Origin of the sequence: Spiroplasma endosymbiont of Dioctria linearis (genome assembly GCF_964030865.1) — a bacterium.
In the GTDB taxonomy this organism is placed as follows: Bacteria; Bacillota_I; Bacilli_A; order Mycoplasmatales; family Mycoplasmataceae; genus Spiroplasma_A.
Genome location: NZ_OZ034984.1, coordinates 878,264 through 904,658, shown reverse-complemented (window position 1 = coordinate 904,658; position 26,395 = coordinate 878,264). Strand labels below are relative to the sequence as shown.

The window sequence follows — 26,395 nt, the reverse complement described above, 5'->3', positions numbered from 1 at the left end:
TTTATATTTTTCTTTGGAGTGTTAGCTCAGTTGGGAGAGCTCCTGCCTTACAAGCAGGCGGTCGGCGGTTCGAGCCCGTCACACTCCACCATTTTTTTTATGCTGATGTGGCTCAATTGGCAGAGCAACTGACTTGTAATCAGTAGGTTGTAGGTTCAAGTCCTATCATCAGCACCATAAGGAAAATATCATCAACCATATTTGGTTGTTTTTTTATTCTGAAATATATGTATTATATTATTAGAGGAACAAATGCATGAAAAAAAACTTATCTTTAATTATTTATATTTTTTTAGCAGTGTTTCTTTTAAATCAAATATTGGTAATCAGTTTTATTAAAAATATATATTATAAACTTAATGATAAAAATTTAGATGATATAGTTTATATAATTGTAATTTTATCAATAGTATTTTTATTAATAATTGGTTGTATTGCTTTAGTATTTATTATTAGGAATACAATTAAATCAACTTTTGTGGGATCAATTATATTAGTAATTTTGGGAAGTATATTATTCTTTACTATTATTTCTTTTACTTGAATATTTGGAATAGTAAATATTATCTGTGGTCTAGGTTTTATTATTACTGGATCAATACATTTGAAAACAACAAGAGAATACTTATAATTTTTGCATTTAATTATTTGATTAAAACAAAAAAAATGTTATTATAAATTTGTTATTTTAATCGTCTCGTTAGCTCAGTCGGTAGAGCAACTGGCTTTTAACCAGTGGGTCATAAGTTCAAGTCTTATACGGGACACCATTCATCCGGAATTGGCGGAATTGGCAGACGCACCAGACTTAGGATCTGGCGTGGTAACACGTGGGGGTTCAAGTCCCTTATTCCGGACCATAAAGAATTTTAAATCACTTGCCAGTGATTTTTTTTATTTTTTTTATTTTATTATTGCAATTTTTATTTATATTGTGTATATTCTTTTTTAAGAAAAGTTTGAGGAATTTATGAAAAATTTTAGTTCAAAAATAAAAAATAAAAAATTAAAATTTAGAGATTTTTATATTTCTCAATCTTTTCAATTTTCTAAATTATTTATATTTAATTAATCAACCATTTTAATGGTTGATTTTTTTTGTAAATATTTTAGTTTAAAAGGAGAATAATATGGAAGAAATTAAAAAACTTGATTTGGTTTTAGAACCTAATCAGAGACCAAAAAATATTGGACAGTGGACTGTACTATCACTTCAACATGTATTTGCAATGTTTGGAGCTACAGTATTGGTCCCAATTATTATAAATAGTTTGTCTGAAAAGGGAGAAGTTATAAATATATCAATGGCTTTATTTTGTTCGGGAGTTGGAACTTTAATTTATATTGCACTAACAATGGCAAAAGTACCAATATATTTGGGAAGTAGTTTTGCTTATATGACTGTTTTAGGAATAGGTTGAAATCAATGAGGAAACTCAATTTTCATAGCTATATTTGTTGTAGGAATGGTTTATATATTCATGGGATTTTTAATTCATTGAACTGGTGTTCAATGAATTAAAAAAGCTTTTTCTCCAATAGTTGTTGGACCAATAATAATAACTATTGGTCTTAGTGCTGTTCCTAGCGCTTTAGAGAATATTGGTTTTGTTGCAAAAAATAATGCTTGAGGAAACTATCCTCAATGATTAGCAATTTTAATTGGAGTCTTAACTTTTCTTGTAGCAGCTATTTGTATGTTAAAGGCAAAAAGTTTTGTTAAAGTTATTCCAATACTTATAGCTTTAAGTATTGGTTATCTTGTCTGTATAATTTTACATTTCTCTCTTTCTAAAACTAACTGAACAATCTTGAATACACAAGATATTTCAAATCCAAATAACTGAGAGTGATACCCAAGTTTTAAAAAAATATGAGATGTAAATCCAAATACAATTGGGCCAGCTTTAGTTGCCATTGTGCCAATATCATTGGTTACAATGGTTGAACATTTAGGAGATCATATAAATATTGGAACAATGACAGGAAGAGATTTTATTAAAAATCCTGGAATTAGTAGAACCTTAATGGCTGATGGAGTCGCAATGAGTTTTGCAGGATTAATAGGAGGTCCTGCAAATGCAACCTATGCAGAGAATACAAGTGTTGTTGGTTTGACAAAGGTGGCAAGTGTTTGAGTAACTGGCTTAGCTGCAATATTTGCAATAATAATGAGCTTCATTGCTCCTATTAATGAAGTAATAAAAATGATTCCAGTTCCTGTAATGGGTGGAATTAGTTTAATGCTCTTTGGAATGATTGCTTCAAATGGTATAAAAATTATGATTGATGCAAAAGTTGACCTTAAAGATGCTAAAAACTTAGTTGTGATATCAGTTATCCTTGCAATAGGAATTGGAATGTCAATTATGAAAGAAGATATTATAATTGGTTCATTCCATATTACAGGATTATTCTTAGCAACATTCTCTGGAGTAATATTAAATCTTTTACTTCCAAAGCATGACAATGCTGGAATTTTAACAATATTTCATGGGTTAAAAACAAAGAAAAAAAATGAAAATGTTAAAAATGTTGAATTAAAAGAAAAAAAAGCTAAAAAATCAGATAAATAGATATAAAAATTAAGAAATGATTCAAATTAAAGGAATCATTTTTTAATTGATTTCCTAAACTAATATATTTGATTTATAATCATTATTGATAAATCGAGGTGATATTATGAAATTAAAAGAAAATGTTCTTATTTTTTCAGATTTAGATGGTAGTGCTCTTGCAAGTACACATGAATTTAGTGAATTTACAAAAGAAGTTGTAAAGAAAGTTTATGAGAAAAACTACTATTTTATACCAGTAACTGCAAGATGTACAAAAGATACCTTTGAACAACAATCTATATACTTAGAGTTGGACAAGTTTGGTGGAATTGCTGCAGCAAATAATGGAAGTCATATATATGATTTCAAAAAAAATAATTGAATAAAAAAAGAATATATTTCTAAGGAAACTTTAAAGCAAATTTTTAATATAACTTATGGCAAGATTGGAAAATATAAAGTTCATTTTATTAGTGATGATGCATATTTTGTTTATGGACCAGGTGAAAATTCAATATACTGATCAGAAATTATGAAAATTGATTATAAAGTAATTGACTCTTTTGAAGAAATTGATAAGGAAATAAATCATATTACAGTAGTTTTGGAAAAAGAACCATCTCAGGAAAGTATTGAATTATTTTATAAAAATTTTGCTATTATAAGTAATGAACTTGATATAATCAAATATACAGATAGAGTTTATGAATTAGCTATTAAGGGAATTCATAAAGGATCTGTAGTTAAAGATGTACTAAACTACTTAGGTTTAGATAAATCAAATACAACAACATTTGGATTTGGTGATAGTTTTAACGATTTTGAATTAGCTGAACAAGTTGACAATTTTATAGCAATGGAAAATGGATTAAAAGAACTAAAAGAAAAAGCTGTATTTGTCACTAAGACAAATGATGAAAATGGAGTAGCAGAATATATAATTAAGAATATATTATAAGGAATATAAGGAGAGAAAAATATGGCAGTTAAAGTAATAGAAACAGTAGAAGAATTTAATCAAGAAATATCAAAAGAAGCAACAGTAGTAGACTTTTATGCGGAATGATGTGGACCTTGTAAAATGTTTGCACCAATTTTTGATTTAACATCAAATGAAGAAGAAAAAGTAAATTTTATTAAAGTTGATACTGATAAATTAAAGGAAGTAGCATTAAAATATAATGTGATGTCAATTCCAACTATTATTATGTTTAAAAATGGTGAAGTTGTTAAGCAAAATAGTGGTTTTATGCCAAAAGATATATTAAAACAATTTATTAAATAAGGGGGCATAGGAAATTGATAAAGTTAATAGCACTTGATATAGATGGAACTTTAGTAAAAAGAAGAAATTTAGTATCGAAAACAAATATTAAGGCCATTAAAGAGGCAAGAAAAAAGGGAATAAAAATTTGTATTGCCACAGGTAGAAATATATCAAGAGCTAAAAACATTGCAAAAGCAATTGGCCTTGATTCAGCTCAAGAATATTTAATAAGTTTAAACGGTGGAGCTACTTTTAAATACAATGAAAAAGCTGAACCAATTATGGTTGAAGAACATTTATTTGAGTTAGAGGATTTTAAATACATTTATGATGTTGCTAAGGAAAATAAGTTAAGCTGTTTTAGTTATGCAAAAGATCCAAATATTGCATATGTATTAAAAAAAGATTTATTTACATATGTATTAAAAAAGTTTTCTCATAGAAAACTTATTAGATATAATCGTGATACAGTAAAAGATACTTCATATAAAATTGTTGTATATGGAAAACCTAGTGGCATCTCTGATCTTAAAGAAAAATTAAAAGATAAGCAATTTGAGATGTTTTCATGGAGTTATGTCCCACACTCATCTAATGTTGAAATTAATCCAAAAGGTGTAGATAAATTATACTCACTTCAAAATGTTGCAAAATCTTATGGTATAAAAGCAGAAGAAATAATGTATTTTGGTGATAGTGATAATGATCAAAGAGCAATCGAATGAGTAGGTCAAGGAATTGCAATGGGAAACTCAAAAAAACACTTAAAGGAAATTGCATCAGATTCAACAAAAACAAATAAAAAACATGGTGTTGGTTACTGAATTCAAAAAACAGTGCTAGTCTAAAAAAACAAAAAAAAGGGTAATAATTCAAATAAAACTATTTTTATTTGAATTTTATAGTTTATTAACAAATTAGAATTTTCGATGGTTAAAACTAAGGGTAATAATTTTATTTCAATAAGGAGATAAAATGAAAACAAAACCAAAGATTATAATAATTATTTTTATGAGTCTAATATTCATAACTTCAATCGTTACTGCAATGACATTTATTATCTTAAAAAATAATGAAAAAATTATCATTAATAATAAGCAACTAGCTGTTTGACAAAGTGGACCTTTAAATAAAGAAGATAAGAAAGAGTTAGAAAACTCTAATGAATTATCTTATTTTTTTGGTGAAACAGAGTTCAATTATGCTACTTATAAAAAGAATAACAATAAATATACTTTTTATGGAGATGAAGAAAATGTTAAAAGAACAAAAATTTATAATAATAAAATAAAGCTTTGAAAAAATGATATTGTTGAAGAACAAATTATTTTATTTAAAAATATTAATGTGGATGTTGTAAAAAATATTAATGTTGAGATTTTAAATGATAATGAAGATATTAATGTTTCAGCTCATTTTGTTAATCCAATTAAAAATAATAATACTACAATTGCAAACAATGATTTAATTCCCCTTGGAGAGTTTTATACATTTGATCAAGTATCTAATGAAAATAATTTTAATAAAATGCCTTTGAGCTTTCAACCAATATTAATTAGATATATTAGTAATGATAAAGCTGTTGAAGGTTCATTAAAAATTAAAATTAGTTATAGTATTAATGATATTCAAAAGGAAATTATCATTGATAAAGAATATCAAGTTAATGATAATTTACAGTATAAAACTTCAAATTTTGGATCTAGTGCAATGTTTTTCCCAAATACTTCTTCAAAGTTTATTTTAAAAAATTTAAATGAAGTAGTTACAAAAAGAAAAATTGACTATAACGAAGGAGATAATATAGATTTTGATGATTATGAAGTCTTAAAAAAAATAATTAAAAGTGAAAATCCTTTATTACCAAAAGATTCTGAGGTATATAAAATAGAGCAAAAGGATGAATTTATAAGAGTTTGATTAAAATCAAAAACTTATAAATATGTCACAACTGCAGGTGAGCAAATTGATTATATAAATATTGACTTTTATAAAGAAAATAATTTAGAAAAATTAGGATTATTAACTACTGAATCTAAAGCAACAAAAATTATTGGTAATTATGATTATGCAATAGTTGATGATATCACTAGAACTCTTCCAAAATATTTGGAAGTCAATCCTTTAATTACAAGAGATAACATTTTGGGCAGAAAAATAAAGGAAATGTCTAAAAATTCGAACTATGAAAGTATTTCAGTGCCTAATTTTGGTTTGGGTAATTTTATAAAGTATGTTTTTACTCCTAATGAAGGAGAGAAAAATATTATAAATGAATTCATGGGTGATAATCTAGAAGATATATTTATGGAAACTAATAATAAAGGTTTTTGAAAGTTAGAATTTAAGGTTTTTGATAGATATGTTAAATTTTTAAAAGATAGTGGAGTTAAAAATATCTTAATACCTATTGGTTCAAGAGGCTCATCTAATATGTTTAATTTCTTTGTTAAAGATTCTGATCAAAGAGCTTATCAGGTTTCTGCAAATAGTTTATATGTAAATAATAAAGGGGAAATAACAGAAGATGGAATTGCAATTATAAATCAAATGATTCCGCTACTGCGTGATCAACTTGCAATTCATGCAAGTAAAAATAATGATATTTATAAAGATATGAATATTTATTATTCATATGATGAATTTTCAGAAGAAGTAAATAATTTATCAATAAATATTTTTAAAGAGATAAATGATACGTATAAAGATTTCTGAAAAAGTCATTTATATGGTGGCTGAGAATTTAAATTAGAGTCAGAGGATTTTGAGGGACTTGAAAAGGGTTTAGATGTTTATGACTATGTTACTTTACAACAAAGAGAATTTATTTATGAGTTTAGTAAAAGCAAAGAAAAACTAGATGATTTAATTAAATACTTTAATAAGAGAAACTCTCAGAATAAAAAAACTCATATATACTCTTCATGAAATAATTATCCAGCTACTTATTTAAATAGTAATGGATATGAAATGTTATGAGCTATGTTATTTTCAAGTAAACTTGGAGCTGATGGTTATGACAGATATCAAGTAGATGGTTATAAAAATGATATTTCATTAGATGCTGAAGTTTTAGATGCAACAAAAGAGCCGGGAGACTCGTTTTATATTTATCCTGGAGATGGTAATGAAATGCTAGACAGTTTAAGATATACTAACATGGTTAAAGGAATTAACCTTGTAAATAAGGCTAAAGTTATTTTAAATGATAATTATGAATATATTGATTATAAAGATATACTGCAATTCACTACAAATGATGAAAATAGATATGTTAGTGAAAAATGAAATTTAAATTATTATGACTATAATAATAACTTTTCAAGTAACAGTTTATCAGGTCAAGCTACTTATATAAATTGGTTGATTAGAAACTATAATTTTTAAAATAATGTAGTTACTGAAATTAGATTTTACTAATAAAATCTTTTTTAGTATTTATTTGAAGTTTATAAAAAAATTAACATTATTATATATATAATAATGTTATAAAAAATTAAAGGAGAATTACTATGAAATTACAAGCAATAATAAATATTAATCAGTACTTAATTTCTGAATGATTTAATGTAGTAATTACTCGTGTAGAATGATTTGAAAAAGTCTTAGAGACTGAAATGCTCCTCCTGATTGCGTAATTAGTTTTAATAAATTACGCGTTAAAAATTTAATATTTTTTTAAAAGGAGACATATTATGAACAACAATAATATTTTAGAGATTAGAAATCTTACTAAAAGTTATGATGGAAAAGTTGTTTTAAAAGGTGTTAGTTTTAATATTAAAGAAGGAGAGTTTATAACTCTTTTAGGACCATCTGGGTGTGGTAAGACAACTACTTTAAATATCATTGGGGGAAGAGAAAAACAAGACTCTGGTGATTTATTATTTGAAGGAAAAGATCTGACTCCAATTCCAAGTAATAAAAGACAAATAAACACAATTTTTCAAAATTATGCACTTTTCCCTCATTATGATGTTTACGATAATATTGCTTATGGACTAAGAGTTAAAAGAGTTAAAGAAGATTTGATAACTAAAGAAGTAATGCAATATATCAAAAAATTTTCATTAGAAGGTATGGAAAATAAAAGGGTTCATGAATTAAGTGGTGGTCAAAAACAACGTGTTGCAATTGCTAGAGCACTTATTTTGAAACCAAAAATTCTACTTTTGGATGAACCTATGTCAGCTCTTGATGTTCAATTAAGAAAAAGAATGCAAGATGAACTAAAAGAGCTTCAAGAAGAAATTGGAATAACATTTATTTTAGTTACCCATGATCAAGAAGAAGCTTTAACTTTAAGTGACAGAATAGTTGTTATGAATGATGGAGCAATTCAACAAATTGGTTCTCCAGAAGAAATTTATAATGAACCAGAAAATAACTGAGTGGCTAATTTTATTGGTGTATCAAATGTTATTGAAGATGGTGAATTTATAAAAGACTTAAAAGTTAAATTTGATGGCAAAGAATTTGAATGTACTGATAAAGGTTTTGGAGAAAATGAAAAAAATATTGATATTGTTTTAAGACCTGAAGACTTAAAAATTCAAAAACCAGACAAAGGATTCTTTAATGGTATAGTTGAAAATATTATATTTAAAGGTGTCCATTATGAAATCACTATTAAAGCAAAAAGTAGAAGTTATATTGTACACACAACTGAATTCCATGATTTTGATAAAGAAGTTTCTATTAAATGAAATCCCGACGATTTACATATTATGTGAAAAGAGATAGATGAATAATTTAAATAACGAAAAAAACATTATAGAAGAAAAAAATAATGTTGAAGTCGAAAAAGAATTAGACGATATTGAAAATATAGAATCCGAAGGAACAGAAATAGAAACAGAAATACCAAAAATAAAATTAAAGGAAAAAATTCAGGAATTTAAAATCGTAAAAGGAATCAAATCAAAAGTTTGACCGATAATGTTACCATTTATGGTTGTAATGGGATTTTTAGTTGTGCTTCCATTATTAGGAATAATTATTTTCTCAATAATTGAAGCAACTGGTAATAGTATTAAATTTAAACTTGATTTTTCAAACTTTGTTAAGCTTTTAACATCAGGGTCAATTTTATATGTTTTATTTTTATCGTTATTGTATGCATTTATAGCAAGTATTATATGCGTCGCTTGTGCTTATCCAATTGCTTTAATAATGGCTCAATTAAAAAATAAATTATTAGCAAAAAATGTATGAGTACTTGTTACATTACCAATTTGAATAAGTATGATACTAAAAATTCTTGGATTGCGAAGTTTATTCTTAGTGATCTCTCCAAGTTTTTTGGGAACACCAATAGCAGTTATTATTGGAATGGTTTATATGTTTTTACCATTTGCTATATCACCAATTTATAATGCAATTGAAAATCAAGATAGAAACTATTATTTGGCTGCTTTGGACTTAAAAGCAAGTAAGTCAAAAGCGTTTTGACATACAACTTTTAGACAATCATTACCAGGGGTTTTTGCTGGATTTACATTAGTATTAATTCAAGCGGCTACATCGCTTTTAATTGTTAGATATATGGGTGATGGAAAAATAAATTTAATTACTACAATTATTGAAAACTATTTCTTTAGAGGAACTGATTTCACTTTTGGAGCAACAATAGCAATTGCTTTGGCATTACTTTTATTTGCAATTATGGGAATTATGAAATTAATTTCAAATAAATTTGAAGTTAGGGGGTCAAAAAAATGAAAAAATTCATCAAATCAAGTTACTTCTTAATAATGATGTTATTTATTTATGTACCAATTGCAGTGATGATTATATTTTCATTTAACTCTGGTAGTAGTGTTACAAGTTGAAGTGGATTTAGCTTGGAGTGATATAGTGCCTTAGTTAATAACTCTCCATTTATGAAATCAATAACTGTATCATTATTTGTGGCAATGGTTTCTACAATAATGTCACTACTAATTGGTATGATGGCTGTTGTAGGATTGACAAAAATTAAAAAGAGATCAGCAGATAATTGAGTAAGGATAGCAAATATACCTTTGGTAAATGCTGATGTTATTACTGCAGTAGGATTAATGTTATTATTTGTTCTTGCAGGATTAAAATTTGGAATTGTTACTTTAATTGCAGCGCACATCTCTTTTAATGTGCCTTATGTAATTATTACAGTTCTTCCATTTATGAACAGAATTGATAAAAACATTCTTGAAGCTTCTAAAGATCTTGGTGGAAATCAAAGACAAACTTTTTATAAAGTTGTTCTTCCAATTTTAACACCTTGTATTATTACAGCAGCAGCAATTTGTTTTGCAATGAGTTTTGATGATTTTATTATTTCTTACTTTACTGGTGGAGGACAAACTAACGTATCTACTTTTATTTATACTGCTAAAAGAATGCAACCCTATATAAATGCTTTTGGAACTTTATTGGTAGCTTCAATTGTGCTTATAGTTTTAATTTGAAATATAATTCAAATTGCTTTACAGAAATCAAAAGATGTGAAAGTTCAAATTAAAAAAGGTGAATATAAAATAAAAGTTATTAGTAGAATTGAAAGTGAAATTAAGTATCTTCAAAGTTGTCTTTCAACTGGTACTAGAACACAAAAGACTAAAAATTTAAAACTTTTGGCTAAATTTAAATTGCTTAAAATTCAATTTAAGTTATTAAATAGTAAAAACAACAATAAAAAAATTAGTAAATTAGAGTGAAAGAAAGAGTTAATTTCATCAGAAATTAAAACAGAAAAAAGATATTTTACAATATTTAAAAAGTTAAATATTAAGAAATCACAAATTGAATTAAAAATTAAAAAAATGACAAATGAGAAAAAAGTAAGAAAATTTGAGCAAGTTTTGAGTAAATTAGAAAGAAAGATTTATAAGTACGAAAAAGAAATTGAATGAATTAATGAAAGAAATCAAAATGATAAAGATAAGGCTTTGGAAATTGGTCAACAAGTAATTGATTTAAAAGAAGAGTTAGCAAGTTTAGAGTATCCAAACTCAAATGAAATTTCTTGATACAATAAAAAAATAAAGGAACTTTCTATTAAAAGAGATAGTTTACTTGAGGGAAGAAATCAATATAAACTAAGGATGACTATTGAAAAATTAGCTTTATTACAAAAAGAAAATGAAGAAAAATCAAGAAAAAAATATGAGCAACTAAAATTAATTAAAGAAAAAGTATTTAGAAAAATCTCACTAGTGGATTCTATAGATAAGCAAATTAATTTATTAAATAAGGATGATGAAAGTTACTCATCTAAGTTAGCTGAATTGCAAAAAATTAGAGAAGAAAAACTTAAAGAAGCAACTCAATCAATTAACTCTAAGTTAGATTTAAAAGAGGAAAAATTAGAAAAAGTTAATAATTATGTTAAAGCTAAAAAAGATAAGTATTTTCCTGATGTATTAGAAGAAACTTATGTTCCTAAGTCAAATAGATGAATTAAAAGAAACTGAAAGCAACTTACTATGGGTTCAGCTCTATTAATCTCATTTTCATTATTAACAACAGCATATGTAATGAATAATATTTATGATTTAGTAATTGGAAATTGAGGAAGTTATATTGATGTTAATTTAATTACTAAGTTTGAAAAAGAAACAGGGTATAAAGTTAACTATCAACAATATGATTCAAATGAGTCTCTATATAATAAAACATACACATTTAACTATGACATAATGGTGCCAAGTGATTACATGGTTGAAAAATTAGCTACAGAAGGTGCTTTACAAAAAATTGATTGAGATAAAGTTGAAACAATTGAAAATCCAATTGAAAATCCTAGCTCAAAAGTTTGTAAAGATACTTTATTTCAAGAGGACGAAATAGAGAAAGAAATATTACACTATAATTGCAATATTTTAGACGCTCATGAAAATCATAAATTCAAAGATGCTGATGATATTTCTTCTAACTTATTAGATTACTCAATTCCTTGATTTTGAGGAGATGTTAGAATTGTATTTAACTTAGGGGATATGGTGAATGGTCAATTTAAGGAAAATACAAAATTAGTAAATTTCTTAAAGGAGCAAAATATATTCACAGAACAAATAAATCAAAAAAGCATGTTTTATGAAATAGATCCTAATAAATTATCATGGGACATCTTATGAAAAGGTGCAGAAGCTGGATTTAATCTTGCATTAAATGAAGACCCTAAAAATGTATTTATGTATGGTTTTGAAAAGCTATATGGAAATGTCGAGGCAAAAGATGGTCTTACAGTTAGTAATGTTGCATTAAGTAAACAGCAACAAATTGATAATGTGTCAAATGAAATTAAAAATCTTGTAAGCTATAGAAATGTAGGATTATATGGAGATCAACTTCAAGATAAAGTTCATGATAAAGATTTTGATATTGCAGTAATGTATAATGGAGATTTAATTTATGCAACTCAAGATGACTATGAAAGTGAAGTTGAAGAAGATAACTTAATAGTCAATCGAGAAGAGGTTCAATCAAATAATTTTGACTTTACAATAATATCAGAAGTACCTAGAAAAGATTTAACACATAAAAATATTAAAATCTTAGATAAAGAAGTTAAAAAAGAATCAACAAATCTATGAAGTGATAATCTTGTTATTTCAAGTGGAAATAGAGAGTTAGAAGCAACTTATGCTTTTATAAACTTTATTTATAGTAGAGATTCTCAAGAGGCTCTTGTTGATGAAACTGGGATGCCTACTGGATTTCAAGAGATATTAGAATATGGAATGACAAAAGGCGATGAATGAGAGAAATGATTTACGCCTCAAGAAGGAGATTCATTTAGTTTTGATGAAAAATTTGACAATTACTTAGTTGATAAATTCAATCAGATAATTTCAACTAAACATTAATTAATTGTAAAAAATATGCATATTAGTGCATATTTTTTTATATTAAAATTATTAAATAAATTTGTAATTTAAAAGGATTTTTAAATATATCTCTAAAGCTAATATTTTTTATAATCAAAGGTATTATGTTTGTAATTCCTTTATTTTTTTTAGTATAATCATTTAGGTAATGGTACCATAGCCAAGAGGCTAAGGCATGGGACTGCAACTCCCTGATCGTCGGTTCGACTCCGACTGGTACCTCCATTATTGAAATAAAGGAGTTTAAATACTTCTTTTTATTTTATTTATTTTTGTAAAAAGACACAAATTATCTTTTTATTTGCTATAATAAATATTGTCAATTTTATGCAAAGTTGATAAAAAACTTACAAATTGTAATATAATATTTTTGGTTGTTTTCACACAAAAATGCGCCCTTAGATCAATTGGATAGATCGTTTGACTACGGATCAAAAGGTTAGGGGTTCGAGTCCCTTAGGGCGCGCCATTATTGAAAATTACCATGAATATTATTAAATATTCATACTTCGGGAAGTGGCTCAGCTTGGTAGAGCATTCGGTTTGGGACCGAAGGGTCGCAGGTTCGAATCCTGTCTTCCCGACCATTTATAATTTAATATTTTTTATATATGGGCCCGTAGCTCAGCTGGGAGAGCACCTGCCTTGCACGCAGGGGGTCGACGGTTCGAACCCGTTCGGGTCCACCATATATGGCGGGGTAGCTCAGTTGGTTAGAGCGCTCGGCTCATACCCGGGAGGTCAAGAGTTCAAGTCTCTTCCCCGCTACCATATATTTTATTGTTTTTATTATTTTGGACCTTTAGCTCAGTTGGTTAGAGCATCCGGCTCATAACCGGATGGTCATTGGTTCGAGTCCAATAAGGTCCACCATTCATGATGACTCTATAATGATCAGGATGGGGCAAAACAAAATACGGAAGATTACCCAAGCCTGGCTGAAGGGGTCGGTCTTGAAAACCGAGAGTCGGGGAAACCCGAGCGGGGGTTCGAATCCCTCATCTTCCGCCATTTTTATCGCGGGGTGGAGCAGTTGGTAGCTCGTCGGGCTCATAACCCGAAGGTCGTAGGTTCAAGTCCTACCCCCGCAACCATTTTGGCCCCATAGCGAAGTTGGTTATCGCGCCTCCCTGTCACGGAGGAGATCACGGGTTCGAGTCCCGTTGGGGTCGCCATTATTGGTTTTGTAGCTCAGTTGGTAGAGCAATTGATTGAAGCTCAATGTGTCGGCGGTTCAATTCCGTCCAAAACCACCATTAAATGAATAATAGACGTCATTAAATGACGTTTTTTTAATGAAATATTTTTAATTAAAAATGCTTTTTTATTGAATTTTAAAAGGTAATATTTTATAATTAATATTGTTTTACGGAGTATAGCTCAGTTGGTTAGAGCGCACCCCTGATAAGGGTGAGGTCGGTGGTTCAAGTCCACTTATTCCGACCATTTAGATTTTAAAGATACCATTAAGGTGTCTTTTTTTATTTTATATATGTATAATAATTAAAGATTTAAAGAGAGGTGGTAAATATGAGTATTCCTTCCGAACAGGTACGAAGTTTAATTATTCAAAGCAAGATAAGAAGTAATGCTAATTTATCGCTTTTTTTTGTATTGTCAAAATAAGATTATAAGTTAGCTTTCATAAATAAGGAGAACTATGTTATGAAAACTAAAAATAAAAAAGTAAATAACAATTATAATAATCAACTAGCAAAGTTTGTTGACTTAGATCAGCAACAAACTTTAAAAAAATTAGAGATTTCTAACTTTGGTTTATCAGAAGAACAGGTAGAAGCTCAAAAAAATAAATTTGGAGATAATTTACTAAAGGAGAAAAAATTTAATTATGTTTTGTCTTTTATTAAGGCATTTTTCAGTCCATTTAACTTAATATTGATTGTAATTGATACATTCAGTTTCTATCAATATGCAACAGATCCAGAACTATCAGATCTTGTTGGAGCATTATTAGTTTTAACAATGATTATAATTAGTGGAACTATTTATTTTGTTCAAGAAATTAGATCATTTCACGTTATTAAAAAAATGACGTTTGAAAATAAACATATGACAAAGGTCATTAGAGATGTTGACTTTGAGATTAAAGATATTGATAATGCAAATTCAATAAAATTAATTAAAGAAAGTGAGCAAATTGAAACATCAGAACTTGTTCCTGGTGACTTAATATATGTTTCAAATGGGGATTTAATTCCAGCTGACGTAAAAGTTATTTGATCAAATAACTTATATTTAAATCAATCTTCTTTAACAGGAGAATCTTTCCCAGTACAAAAGAAAATAATAAATAATAAGGAAAATTATTTAGAGTATGAAAATGTATGTTATATGGGAACTGAAGTGGTTTCTGGTTCTGCACTTTGTTTGGTAATTCAAACTGGGCAGAAAACTTTCTTTTCTGCAATTAATGATAAAGTTACAGAAAAAAGAAGTAAAAACTCTTTTGAAAAAGGAGTTTGAAAAATTACAATGCTGCTAATTTCATTTATGTTAGCAGTTACACCAATAGTCTTTTTAGTTTTTGGGTTGAGACCAGCAACAATTGATCAAAGATGACTTTCAGCAGCATTATTTGCAATATCAATTGCGGTAGGATTAACACCAGAAATGTTACCAGTAATTGTTACTGCAAATCTTTCTAGGGGTTATTCAAAAATAAAAAAAGAAAATGTTATAGTAAAAAATCTAAATGCTGTTCAAAATATGGGAGCTATTGATATTTTATGTACTGATAAAACAGGAACAATCACAAGCGGAGAAATTAATCTTGATCATGTTTTTGATATAAAAAGTCAAAAGAATGAAATGATTGAACATATATTATATTTAAATAGTTATTTCCAAACAGGATTTCAAAATCCAATTGACCAAGCCGTTTTATTAAGTAAAAAGATTAGTATGCCAAATCTTGATGAATATTCAAAGGAGTGAGAAGTACCTTTTGATTTTCAAAGAAAAATATTATCAGTAATCCTTTCAAAAAACGGAGAAAAACAAATTTTTACAAAAGGAGCTATTGAAGAAGTTTTAAAAGTATGTGATCGTATTTATATAAATGGTGAAATAGTAAAGTTAAAACAAGATCACATTGATAAAATTATGAAAAAATCTAATGATTATAATAATGATGGATTTAGAGTTATTGGAATTGCACATAATGAATTGGAAGATGAAGATATTGAAGAAGATTTAGTATTTTATGGTTTTGGTACTTTTTTTGATGAACCAAAAAAAACATCAAAAAAAATTATTAAGGAATTAGCTGAAAAAGGAATTTCAACAAAAATTCTTACAGGTGATAATGAAATTATTACTAGAGCTATTTGTTCTAAAGTAGATTTTAAAATTGAAAAATTATATACAGGAAAAGAAATTGAAGCAATGAATGAAGATCAACTTCATAAAACAGTTCGTAAGGGAAATGTTTTTGTTAAATTAAGTCCGATACATAAATCAACAATAATAAAAACTCTTAAAGAGCAAGGACATGTTGTAGGATTTATGGGAGATGGAATAAATGATGCTCCGGTTTTAAGAGAATCAGATGTTGCAATCTCTTTTGATGAAGCATCAAATATAGCCAAAGAAGCTGCAGATATTATTTTAATGGAAGAATCATTACTTCCAATTAGTCATGCAGTTCATGAAGGAAGAGTTTCATTAGCTAATATTTTAAAATATATTAAAGTTACAATTGCTTCAAATTTTGGTAATGTTCTTAGTGTTCTGGTTGCTTTATTTTTAACAATGTCAGAGCCAATGCAACCATTGCATTTGTTAACTCAAAATTTATTATATGATATAGTAATGTTTGCATTTATTTTTGATAAAGTAGATAGTAAATTTACTGATAAACCTCGACCATTAAAAACAAAAAATATAATATGATTTACAGTCATAAATGGACCTGTAAGTTCAATATTTGACATCTCAACATTCTTGGTGTTATTATATGGATATCATATTGTTAATCCAGGAATAGGTGCTGGAGTACAACCTCCTAGTGAAGGTGGATTAGAAATATTTAATGGTAGTTGATTTGTTGTTGGGTTAATGACACAAACTGCAGTAATGCAAATGTATAGAACTGAAAAAATTCCATTTATTCAATCTAATGGTTCATGACAAGTTACAGTGTCAACAATCTTTGTTTGTTCTATGGCCATAATTGTGCCATATGGATTTATGAGTATTGATGCAATTAGTGATGGTATGAAAATGGGCGTACCAAAATGATCATTCTTACCAATTGCATTAAGCTTTGTTGCAGCATATATGCTTTTAGCACAAGCTGTAAAAATGTTATATATAAGAATATTTAAAGAATGACTATAGAAAACTTAAACTTATGTTTAAGTTTTTTTTGTTATCATTAAACATTACCACTAATTAATATTTAATGTAAAATATTTAAAGTTAATAAAAGAGGTAATAAAATGGAATTTTCACATAAAGCAATAGAAAAAAAATGACAAAAGTTTTGAGAAGAAAATAATACATATAGAACAACTAGCAATAAAGATAAAAAGGCATATATTTTAGATATGTTTCCATATCCTAGTGGAGCAGGACTTCATGTTGGTCATCCTAAAGGTTATACTGCAACAGATGTTTTTGCAAGAATGAGAAGAATGCAACAATACGATGTACTTCATCCAATTGGGTGAGATGCCTTTGGTCTGCCAGCAGAGCAATATGCTTTAAAAACTGGAAATGATCCACGAGAATTTACAGCTAAAAATATTATTACTTTTAGAAAACAACTAAAAAAATTGGGTTTTAGTTACGATTACAATAAAGAAGTAAATACAAGTGACCCAAATTATTACAAGATTACTCAATGAATCTTTCAACAACTTTATAAAAAGGGATTGGCTGAAATTAGACAAGCAAGTGTAAATTGATGTGAAGGACTAGGAACTGTTCTTGCAAATGAAGAAGTTGTTTCAATGAATGGGAAAATGGTTTCTGATATTGGTGGATTTGAAGTAGTGAAAAAACCAATGAAGCAATGAGTTTTAAAAATTACAAAATACGCTGATAGATTATTAGAAGGTTTAGACTCGTTAGATTGACCAAATTCAGTAAAAGAATTACAAAAAAATTGAATAGGTAAATCTGAGGGAGCAATTATAAAATTTGATGTTAAAGATAATAAGGAAAAAATAAATGTATTTACAACAAGAGCAGATACAATTTTTGGAGTTTCATATATTGTTCTTGCTCCAGAAAATGAATTAACTTTAAAACTAACTACTGCAGAAAATAAAAAGAAAGTTCAAGAATATATTACTTTAACAAAAAGTAAAACTGAAATTGAAAGACAAGATGACTCAAAAGATAAAACTGGTATCTTTACAGGAAGTTATGTTATAAATCCTTTTACAAAAGAAGAATTACCTGTTTGGGTAGCAGATTATGTATTAAATGATTATGCAACAGGTGCAGTAATGGCTGTGCCTGGTCATGATGAAAGAGATTGAAAATTCTCAGTAAAGTATAATCTACCAATCAAATTTGTATTAGAAACCAAAGATGAATCAAAAGCCTTTGTGGGTGAGTCAAAAATAATTAACTCAGATTTTTTAAATGGTTTATCCAAAGTAGAAGCTATTGATTTGGTAATTAATAAATTAGAAAAAATAAAAAAAGCCGAAAAAAAAATCAACTATAAATTAAGAGATTGATTATTTTCAAGACAAAGATTTTATGGTGAGCCATTTCCAATAGTCTTTTTAGAAGATGGTCAAATAGCTTTAATCGATGAAAAGGATTTACCATTAGAGTTACCTAAAACAGATTATATTAAACCTTCAGGAACTGGAGAATCACCATTGGCAAATTTGTCTGATTGAGTAAATATAGATTTTAAAGGCAAGTCAGCAAAAAGAGAAACCAATACAATGCCTCAATGAGCAGGAAGTTGTTGATATTATTTGGCCTACATTTTGACAACAAGTCCTAATAATTTAGTAGATATTAACTCAAAAGAGGCAATGCAATTATTTAAAAAATGATTACCAGTTGACCTTTATATTGGTGGTCAAGAGCATGCAGTTCTTCATTTACTTTATGCAAGATTTTGGCATCAAGTATTATTTGATTTAGGAGTTGTGCCAACAAAAGAGCCATTTCAAAAATTAATAAATCAAGGAATGATTTTGGCAGATAATGGTGAAAAAATGAGTAAGTCTAAGGGTAATGTAATTAACCCTGATGAAATTATTGATTCCCATGGAGCTGATACTTTAAGGTTATATGAGGTATTTATGGGACCATTAGAGGCTTCTTTACCTTGAAGTTATAAAGGACTTGACGGAGCTAGAAAATGACTGGATAGAGTATATAGAATGATTGAAAATATTAAATTAACAGATAAAAATAATCATAATCTTGATTTCATTTATAATGATGTTGTTAAAAAAACAACTCAAATGATTGAAGATTGCAAATTCAATACTGCAATTTCACAATTAATGATGTTTGTAAATTCAGTCTATAAAGAAACTCAACCAATTTATAAAGAATACATTTTTAACTTTATTAAAATGCTTTCTGTTTATGCTCCACATTTAGCTGAGGAATTATGAGAAAAATTGGATAATAAATCAAGTGTATGTTTAGAAGCATGACCAAACTATGATGAATCTAAATTATCTCTTTCAGTTGTTACTATTGCTGTTCAAATAAATGGTAAGTTAAGAGCGACTTTTGAAGTTGATAAAGGTACTCAAAAAGAGGAATTAATAGAAAAAGCTAAATCTCTTGATGTCATAAAAGAGCAAATTAAGAACAAACAAATATTAAAAGAAATAGCTGTTTTAGATAAAATTGTAAATATTGTTATTAAATAAATTAACTTAAAAGTTTTTTACTTAATTTAAATATATTATATTCTCAAGAGATTATAATAATACTAAAGGAGAATTTTTATGGATAAATTAATTTTAAGTAATCTTCAAGATTACATTAACGAACATATTAAAATGCAATTAAATTGTTTTAATATGAGTAAAAAATGTGATGAACTTGGTTATCCAGGTTTTACACACTTTTTTCAAGTACAAGCTCAAGATGAGTTTTTACATCAGAGAAGAATAATGAATTACCTTTTAGATAAGGGTCAAGGATATAAAATATCTTCAATAGAAATTAAAAATAAGGATTTTAAAAACATTGTAGAAATTTTGCAAGAGTACATTAGTTGTAGAACACATTTTGCAAAAATTACAGATGAATTCACAAAAAATGCAAAGGAAAAATCAGATTTTACAACAGTGAAATTCTATGAATGATTTGCAATTGATTTCTTTGAAGAAATATCAGAAACAAATGATTTACTTGATTGAATTCGAATGTCTAATGGAAATCATTATGAAATAGATAAAAAAGTATTAAAAAGAGAGAACCCAAATACTTTGGCAGTAGTTGACCCATTTGCACCACATCAAGATTAAATTCTAATATCAGCCTTTTGGTTGATATTTTTTAATTAACTAAAAATGTTATAATAATTTAAGACAAAAGTGAGGGCTGATTTATGTCAAATATTATTGAGAATAATGCAGTTAAGGAAATAATATTAGACTTCTCTTTTTTACAAAATGTTCAATTTAAAGAAAACCCATCTAGTTTAGATCAAATAATAGAACAATTAGATATAAGGGGTATAAATACTTGTGTGGAGTTTCAAAACTTTTTGAGAAGCTCTCTTGCTAAAAAATCATTTATCTGTCTTTTAGACAACAAAACCAGACAATTCTCTAAAAAAGATAAGAATAAAGCATCTTATAATGGAATTATAAGAATTGAGTTAGACTCAAAAAATCAAAGTCTTTTACCTGAAGGAACTTATCTTGGGTTTTATGTAAACATTGATACTATGAATGCTTCTCTTATTATAAGTTCTATATTTATGACAAGATTAAAGCCAGTAGCTCAAGAGTTTGAAACAATAATACAAGAATCACAAATTCTAATAATTAGAAATCAAGGTCAAATTAAAGATGAAGAGTTAATTAGAAGAAATGTTTTAAACTCTTCTAATCTTTCTGAAATAGGAAAATTACTATCTACATTTGAAGAAGAAAAAGATAAATGATTGAACTATTTAGAATTTAGTGATGATTTATTGAAACTAGATAGAAAAAAATCTTTACCTTATTTGGGTTTAAACTATCAAAAGGTAATGAGAATAGATAAAATTTATTTTGACTCTAACGTATTTGAGTATGAGATTAAAGAATTTAAAACTAGAGCCTATAAATATTTATTAGTAAATTCAGAATCTTATTTAAAAAATAAAAGAATTCCATATCAAATTTCTTATGTAGTTACTTTGGACCTTTTAACTGATGAATTAGAAAAAATTAATAGAATTAAAAAAACAAAAGACTTATCTCTTGTACCAATAAAAATGAATAAAAATATTTTAACTACCCATGAACTTATTAAAAATATTCATGAAATTTTTGATTTTGATCTTGATAAAATTAATGACATTAAAAATATATTACAAGTATCAAATATGCTAGGTGTTTCAGATGAAGAAATAAGTTTTGCAAATTATTGAATGAAAAATAGTAAAAATATTTTTCTTGGGGAAAAAAATGAATTTGATATATTAATGAAAAATAACCCAAAAGAAATGCAACAATGAAAAGTCAAAAAAATAAACTTTGAAATTGAACAGGATTTTGATGAGTCAATATTTTTAAATAGTAATTTAGAATCTTTAAGTTCAGGATACATTGCATATACTGGAATTGGTGAAGATGTTCTAATTGAAAGGTCTAAGCAAGTAATAAAAAAAGTATCAGAGGGAAATACAAAAAACCCTTATTTAATAAATTATTTATTTAATACAAAGCTAGTAGAATTATCAGAAGTGTCAAATGATATTAGAATAGAAGATACAGACTTTAATTTTACTTTAAATGCTGAACAAAAGGATGCAGTAAGAAAAGCTATTAATACAAAAGATATTTTTATTTTGCAAGGACCTCCTGGAACTGGAAAAACTCAAGTAATTTGTGAAATAATAACTCAATTAGCAAAAATAAATAGAAAGGTTCTTATTTCAAGTCAGAATCATGAAGCTATTAAAAATGTTGTTGACAGATTACCAATTGACCCTAATCTTAATAAAATAAGATTAACAAATCAGTTAAATATAAAATCACAATCTTCAAATAGTTATTCGCCTGATAGAGTTCTTTACAATTATTATAAGGCTATTGGAAAAAGAGCTTTTGATGATATGAACAATGATGAAAATTTAATAAAGGAATTTAATAATTATAAAAATGAATTAGAAAGATTAATAAACGCGAATAAAAGTTTTTATCAAAATAATAATCAAGTTAGAAGTATTCAAGAAAAAATAGATGATTTGAATAATCAAATAACAGCTTTTAAAGAAAAAAAATTAGAAAAGGTTAGATCAAAAAATTTATTAAAAGAGGAATTAATAAATGTAATAAATTTAATTGAGACTATATCGACAAAAGAATTTGATGCCTTAATTAATGTGGGAGAAAGAATAATTAGTTGTTATGAAAATTCAATTAAATTTGAATTAAACAATTTTGTTTATATAAATTTAAATTTTGATCCAAAAGATTTTTTAAATCCTTACTTATTAATAAAAGAAATTGTAAATGAAGTTTATTATAAAAATGAAGCATTTTTAGAAATTAAAAAATCAAAATTAATTTTAAACAAGTACAAAAGAAATGCTGATTTTGATTTAGCTGAAAAAGAAGAAAGCAGAATTAAAGGTCTGGAACAAATTTTAAGAACTGATATTAAAGTTAATGAATTAAATAAAATATTTGAAACTTTTTTGGTTAGCCTAAGAAATTTAAAAGTAGAAATAGAATTAAGATTACAAAATAAAGAGAATGAAGTATTCTCAGATTTTAATTTAGATAAATTTGAAATTGAAAAAAATCAATTAATAGTTACAAAGAATAATTTAGCTGAAAATGCTGGATCAAGTGCTAGAGAGCTTAGAGAATTGATAAAAGTAGTTAATGATAAGTTTTCATTAGACCTTGGCCTAACTGATATTGATTTAGAAGAACAGGTAAAATCGGAATTAAAAAATTTAGAAAAAAAGTTGAAACAAGGTAGAATAAGAAAAGAAAACTTTTCAGAAATGTACTCTTCAATAATAAAATATTTAAATGACAATTATAAAATAACAAATAATTTTAATGAAGAACTTGCCTCAAAGAATTTTACTGGTCAAACTTTTAAAGATAGTCAAAAATACATAAAAACCATTTTGGATAATTTAGTTAACGTATATTCAATGACACTAACATCTACAAATTTATTTAAATTTACAAAAGATAACTTTGCTAATAAATTAGGGCTGGAAGAATTAAATTTAAGAAACATGGATGTTGATGTTGTTATAATTGATGAAGCTTCAAAGGCTACTATATTGGAAATCTTAATGCCTTTAATTTATGGTAAATCTTTAATATTAGTAGGTGATTACAGACAATTACCACCAATATTAAAATTGCAACCAAATGATGTTGAAGATGTTAATAAACATTTTAATAAAGATTACAATTATAATTTGATGTATGAATTATTAGATGATTCTGCTTTTAAGAAACTTATATCTGCAAAAAATAAAAATATAACTACTATTCTTAAAACTCAGTATAGAAGTCATGAACAAATTATGGAAATTGTAAATAAATTTTATGATGGACAATTAAAAGTTGAGTCACAAGTAAGTGAGCAAAAAAGACATGACTTAAAAATTATTAATCATTTTAATAAAGAAATAATTAACTCAAGAAATTCTTCTTATTGAGTTGATTCTACATATAATGTAAAAAATGAAATTAGTTATGAACAAAGTGAAGATTTTTCAACTAGTTTATTTAATGATTTAGAAATAAAATTAACCAAACAATTATTAATTAAAATTGATAAAGCAGTTTTAGAGAAAAAACAAAAAATAAAACCAAGTGTTGCTGTAATTAGTTTTTATGGACTGCATGTAAATAAATTAAAAAAAGAGATCAATATTGCTAACTTTAAAAATATAAATATAGTAATTAATACAGTTGATGATTTTCAAGGAAAAGAAGCAGATTATGTTTTAGTAAACTTAGTAAGAAATCCAGAAAAGTTATCAACTAAATCTGGAAGAGACTTTCTAAAAAAATATGAAAGAATAAATGTAGCTTTTTCAAGAGCAAGAGAATTACTAATAATAATAGGGGCTCAAAGAGCAGTAAATGATATAACTGTTAAGATACCAACTATTGATGACCCAAGTGTTTCAAATAGTTATCAAGTTTATGCTGATATAATATCAAAACTTGAGTTTGAAGGTTGTTTACTTAAACCTAATGAAATAATGGAGGATTAGAAAAATGATATTTAATAAAATTGAAATTCAATATGAAAAATTTTATATACCATTAAAAATAAAGTATTCTGAAATAAGAAAACCTACATTTATGGAATTTTTAATTTTATTAATTATAATAGAACATCCAAATAAAAATAAAAATATTAATGATATTTTGGAAGAAGATTTTAATATCAAAAATAAAATTCTTTTTGAGAGAGCCTTAAGAGAGTTAATAAATTTTAAAGTAATAGAAATTGGTCAAAATAAAGTTGGTGTAGGACTATTAAATATGAATACACCAATTAATAATTTTTCAATTGACTTAAAATTAAAAGAAGAGTTTAAAAAGGGAACGTACACAATTTCTCAAGATAATAAATTTCAAGATATAAAATTTTATATAGATCCTGTTTATAAGAATAAGGAAATTATCAATGAAATTAATTGAAAAAAAAGAGTAAGCGATGTTAAGTTTACTCACAAACTTTCTACAACAATAGATAAAAAAGAGTTCTCAAATAATGAGTGACTTTACAATTCATGTTCTGAATTTATAGACCAAAATCCTGACATTTTTGGAGATAATTCTTTTTTAAGGGATGTTATAAATGAAGCGCAAGAATCAATAAATGATATTAGTAACTTTGAAAAGTATATTCAAAATGATACAGCAGCCATAGAAGCTTGAATTGAGTTATTTGATAATGGTACTTATAAAATTAAAACTGAGAGCAATTTTTTTGATGACTATTTAAGATTCAATCCTAATATGGCATTAGATATTTTGAAAAGTATCTTAAGTAAGTATGATGAAAAAATAAAAAAATTATTTATGCCAGAGTTACATATAAAAAATAAAAATGACTTTATGTCTAACCCAGACTTATTTTCAAATTTAAATATTAAAACAAGTTATAATTTAATGTTAATAAATGATCAATTTATAAAATCAGATGATGAAATTATAAAGAGTAAAGAGTTAGCAAAAAACATTGAAATAATTATTTTCTATAATTCCAAAAGAAATACAAAAACAATAAGTGTAATAGATAATAAGCTAATTTTTTATGTTGGCCATATTGACAATGAAATTTTACAAAATAATTCTTTTGTCTATTTGGATTCTAAAAATATGTCAAATAGTTTTTTATTGGCAAATAAATCTTTTGAGTCTATTAATATAAATATTCCTGTTATTTATAAGTATAAAAACCCAACTGAACATATTGATTTAGCAAATCTATTTATATCTAGTATAGATAATGCTTTAGAAAAATTTGAAGATTCACTTATAAATAAAAAGTATGATATATCAATGAATATATACTTAATTTTGGAACGTCTTGGTTTAGAAGAAAAAGTCTCTGCAATTCTTGAAGAATTTTTACTTAAGACGGTTGATTTTGGGCAAAATTATAATGCTATTAAACAATATTTAGCAGAAAAAACCGATAGAAAATTATCTTTAATATTAGAAAGAGTTGCAAAAAATTTAATTATAAAAATATCTAATGAAAGAACAGATGATGAATTATTTGATATATTAGAAAATTATCAATTTATTGATACAAAAAATATATTGGATATATTCGACAAAATAAATATGCAAAGTACAATTGAAAATATTTATAGAATTAATAGTTATTTAGAAAAAAATTCAATTGATGGTTGAAAATATAATGTTAGAGATTCTTTAGGTGTATTAACAAAATATTTCAAAACAAATAATAGAGCAGAGATGTTTGTTGATAATAAATATAACTCTGATGTATGAACTCAACATGCTCAAACTTTAAATATTATTGGAAAAATAACTAAGGAATTATATATTTCTAACTATAAATTTGTAGAAGAGAATTATAAATTTTTATTGGATTCTATTATAGAGTTGGTTGGTAACTCATTAGATATTGAAAATTTTGATCAGTATCTTTTAAATTTATCTGACTCGTTAACAGATTTTTATAGATATTATTACAAATATAAAAGTGAACAGTTTCTTCAAAAAACAGAAGAAATAATAGATTATAAAGTTAAAATTATGGCTGGAAATTATATAAATAAGATAGAAAATGATATAAATGAATTTATAGATAAAAAAATATATAATATGCCAATTGAGTTAAAATTAATATGAGTTAAAAATGTTTTAAATAAGCCTAAAATTGTAGATAAGATTTTAAAAAATAATGATAATTATTATAAAAAAGCCTTAAATATTATTTTTGGAAAAGAGAGAAAATATACACAAACTGATTTATTAAAGTATACTAATATGTTTGGAGGAAAATAA

Annotated in this window: 15 protein-coding genes and 15 tRNA genes; all 30 read left to right on the top strand. The window is 26.1% G+C overall.

Annotation, left to right across the window (positions count from 1 at the left end; all coding sequences use genetic code 4):
- The first annotated feature begins 15 nt into the window (after positions 1-15).
- The 30 genes from AAHM84_RS03940 to AAHM84_RS03795 all read left to right on the top strand — a co-directional run bounded on the left by AAHM84_RS03940 (position 16) and on the right by AAHM84_RS03795 (position 26,395).
- A tRNA-Val gene (locus tag AAHM84_RS03940) sits at positions 16-91 on the top strand.
- 10 nt (positions 92-101) lie between these two features.
- Positions 102-177: transfer RNA gene (locus AAHM84_RS03935), tRNA-Thr, on the top strand.
- Between the two features lie 79 nt (positions 178-256).
- Entirely contained in the window at positions 257-631 is a 375-nt protein-coding gene (locus AAHM84_RS03930) for a hypothetical protein (RefSeq protein WP_342258618.1), read from the top strand.
- Between the two features lie 63 nt (positions 632-694).
- Positions 695-770 (top strand) — tRNA-Lys (locus AAHM84_RS03925).
- 5 nt (positions 771-775) lie between these two features.
- Positions 776-860, top strand: a tRNA-Leu gene (locus tag AAHM84_RS03920).
- A 270-nt stretch (positions 861-1,130) separates the two neighbouring features.
- Positions 1,131-2,576: a uracil-xanthine permease family protein gene (locus tag AAHM84_RS03915; protein ID WP_342258617.1), complete on the top strand. Its 1,446-nt coding sequence runs from the start codon at positions 1,131-1,133 to the stop codon at positions 2,574-2,576.
- A 106-nt stretch (positions 2,577-2,682) separates the two neighbouring features.
- Positions 2,683-3,516, top strand: coding sequence for an HAD-IIB family hydrolase (locus AAHM84_RS03910; RefSeq protein ID WP_342258616.1), 834 nt, complete (start codon positions 2,683-2,685; stop codon positions 3,514-3,516).
- Between the two features lie 21 nt (positions 3,517-3,537).
- Entirely contained in the window at positions 3,538-3,843 is a 306-nt protein-coding gene (trxA, locus tag AAHM84_RS03905; RefSeq protein ID WP_342258615.1) for a thioredoxin, read from the top strand.
- Between the two features lie 14 nt (positions 3,844-3,857).
- Positions 3,858-4,673 (top strand): HAD family hydrolase, encoded by an 816-nt coding sequence (locus tag AAHM84_RS03900; protein ID WP_342258614.1) that lies wholly within the window; start codon positions 3,858-3,860, stop codon positions 4,671-4,673.
- A 127-nt stretch (positions 4,674-4,800) separates the two neighbouring features.
- Complete coding sequence (locus AAHM84_RS03895; protein WP_342258613.1) at positions 4,801-7,212, top strand: glycoside hydrolase domain-containing protein; 2,412 nt, start codon at positions 4,801-4,803, stop codon at positions 7,210-7,212.
- 125 nt (positions 7,213-7,337) lie between these two features.
- Positions 7,338-7,463 (top strand): hypothetical protein, encoded by a 126-nt coding sequence (locus tag AAHM84_RS03890; protein WP_339029741.1) that lies wholly within the window; start codon positions 7,338-7,340, stop codon positions 7,461-7,463.
- A gap of 57 nt (positions 7,464-7,520) precedes the next feature.
- Positions 7,521-8,576 (top strand): spermidine/putrescine ABC transporter ATP-binding protein, encoded by a 1,056-nt coding sequence (potA, locus tag AAHM84_RS03885; RefSeq protein WP_342258612.1) that lies wholly within the window; start codon positions 7,521-7,523, stop codon positions 8,574-8,576.
- Positions 8,569-9,576: a spermidine/putrescine ABC transporter permease gene (gene potB / locus AAHM84_RS03880; protein WP_342258611.1), complete on the top strand. Its 1,008-nt coding sequence runs from the start codon at positions 8,569-8,571 to the stop codon at positions 9,574-9,576. The genes potA and potB overlap by 8 nt, the downstream gene beginning before the upstream one ends.
- Positions 9,543-12,674 carry a spermidine/putrescine ABC transporter permease/substrate-binding protein gene (gene potCD, locus AAHM84_RS03875; RefSeq protein WP_342258610.1) on the top strand — a complete coding sequence of 1,044 codons (3,132 nt, stop codon included), beginning with the start codon at positions 9,543-9,545 and terminating at the stop codon, positions 12,672-12,674. Before potB ends, potCD begins: the two co-directional genes overlap by 34 nt.
- A gap of 171 nt (positions 12,675-12,845) precedes the next feature.
- Positions 12,846-12,920: transfer RNA gene (locus AAHM84_RS03870), tRNA-Cys, on the top strand.
- 167 nt (positions 12,921-13,087) lie between these two features.
- A tRNA-Arg gene (locus AAHM84_RS03865) sits at positions 13,088-13,164 on the top strand.
- Positions 13,165-13,205: 41 nt separating this feature from the next.
- Positions 13,206-13,282 (top strand) — tRNA-Pro (locus tag AAHM84_RS03860).
- Between the two features lie 26 nt (positions 13,283-13,308).
- Positions 13,309-13,384: transfer RNA gene (locus tag AAHM84_RS03855), tRNA-Ala, on the top strand.
- Between the two features lie 5 nt (positions 13,385-13,389).
- Positions 13,390-13,466: transfer RNA gene (locus AAHM84_RS03850), tRNA-Met, on the top strand.
- Positions 13,467-13,491: 25 nt separating this feature from the next.
- A tRNA-Ile gene (locus AAHM84_RS03845) sits at positions 13,492-13,568 on the top strand.
- A 45-nt stretch (positions 13,569-13,613) separates the two neighbouring features.
- Positions 13,614-13,706: transfer RNA gene (locus tag AAHM84_RS03840), tRNA-Ser, on the top strand.
- A gap of 7 nt (positions 13,707-13,713) precedes the next feature.
- A tRNA-Met gene (locus AAHM84_RS03835) sits at positions 13,714-13,789 on the top strand.
- A 4-nt stretch (positions 13,790-13,793) separates the two neighbouring features.
- Positions 13,794-13,870, top strand: a tRNA-Asp gene (locus tag AAHM84_RS03830).
- A gap of 5 nt (positions 13,871-13,875) precedes the next feature.
- A tRNA-Phe gene (locus tag AAHM84_RS03825) sits at positions 13,876-13,951 on the top strand.
- A gap of 113 nt (positions 13,952-14,064) precedes the next feature.
- A tRNA-Ile gene (locus AAHM84_RS03820) sits at positions 14,065-14,141 on the top strand.
- Positions 14,142-14,360: 219 nt separating this feature from the next.
- The gene (mgtA, locus tag AAHM84_RS03815; protein ID WP_342258609.1) at positions 14,361-17,054 is read left to right on the top strand and encodes a magnesium-translocating P-type ATPase; all 2,694 of its coding nucleotides are present in this window, start codon (positions 14,361-14,363) and stop codon (positions 17,052-17,054) included.
- Between the two features lie 101 nt (positions 17,055-17,155).
- Complete coding sequence (gene leuS, locus AAHM84_RS03810; protein WP_342258608.1) at positions 17,156-19,573, top strand: leucine--tRNA ligase; 2,418 nt, start codon at positions 17,156-17,158, stop codon at positions 19,571-19,573.
- Between the two features lie 78 nt (positions 19,574-19,651).
- A complete protein-coding gene (locus AAHM84_RS03805; RefSeq protein WP_342258607.1) occupies positions 19,652-20,176 on the top strand; it encodes a ferritin-like domain-containing protein in 525 nt (174 codons plus the stop codon).
- Positions 20,177-20,259: 83 nt separating this feature from the next.
- A complete protein-coding gene (locus AAHM84_RS03800) occupies positions 20,260-24,117 on the top strand; it encodes an AAA domain-containing protein (RefSeq protein WP_342258606.1) in 3,858 nt (1,285 codons plus the stop codon).
- Between the two features lie 4 nt (positions 24,118-24,121).
- On the top strand, positions 24,122-26,395 hold the full coding sequence (locus tag AAHM84_RS03795) for a hypothetical protein (protein WP_342258605.1): 2,274 nt from the start codon (positions 24,122-24,124) through the stop codon (positions 26,393-26,395).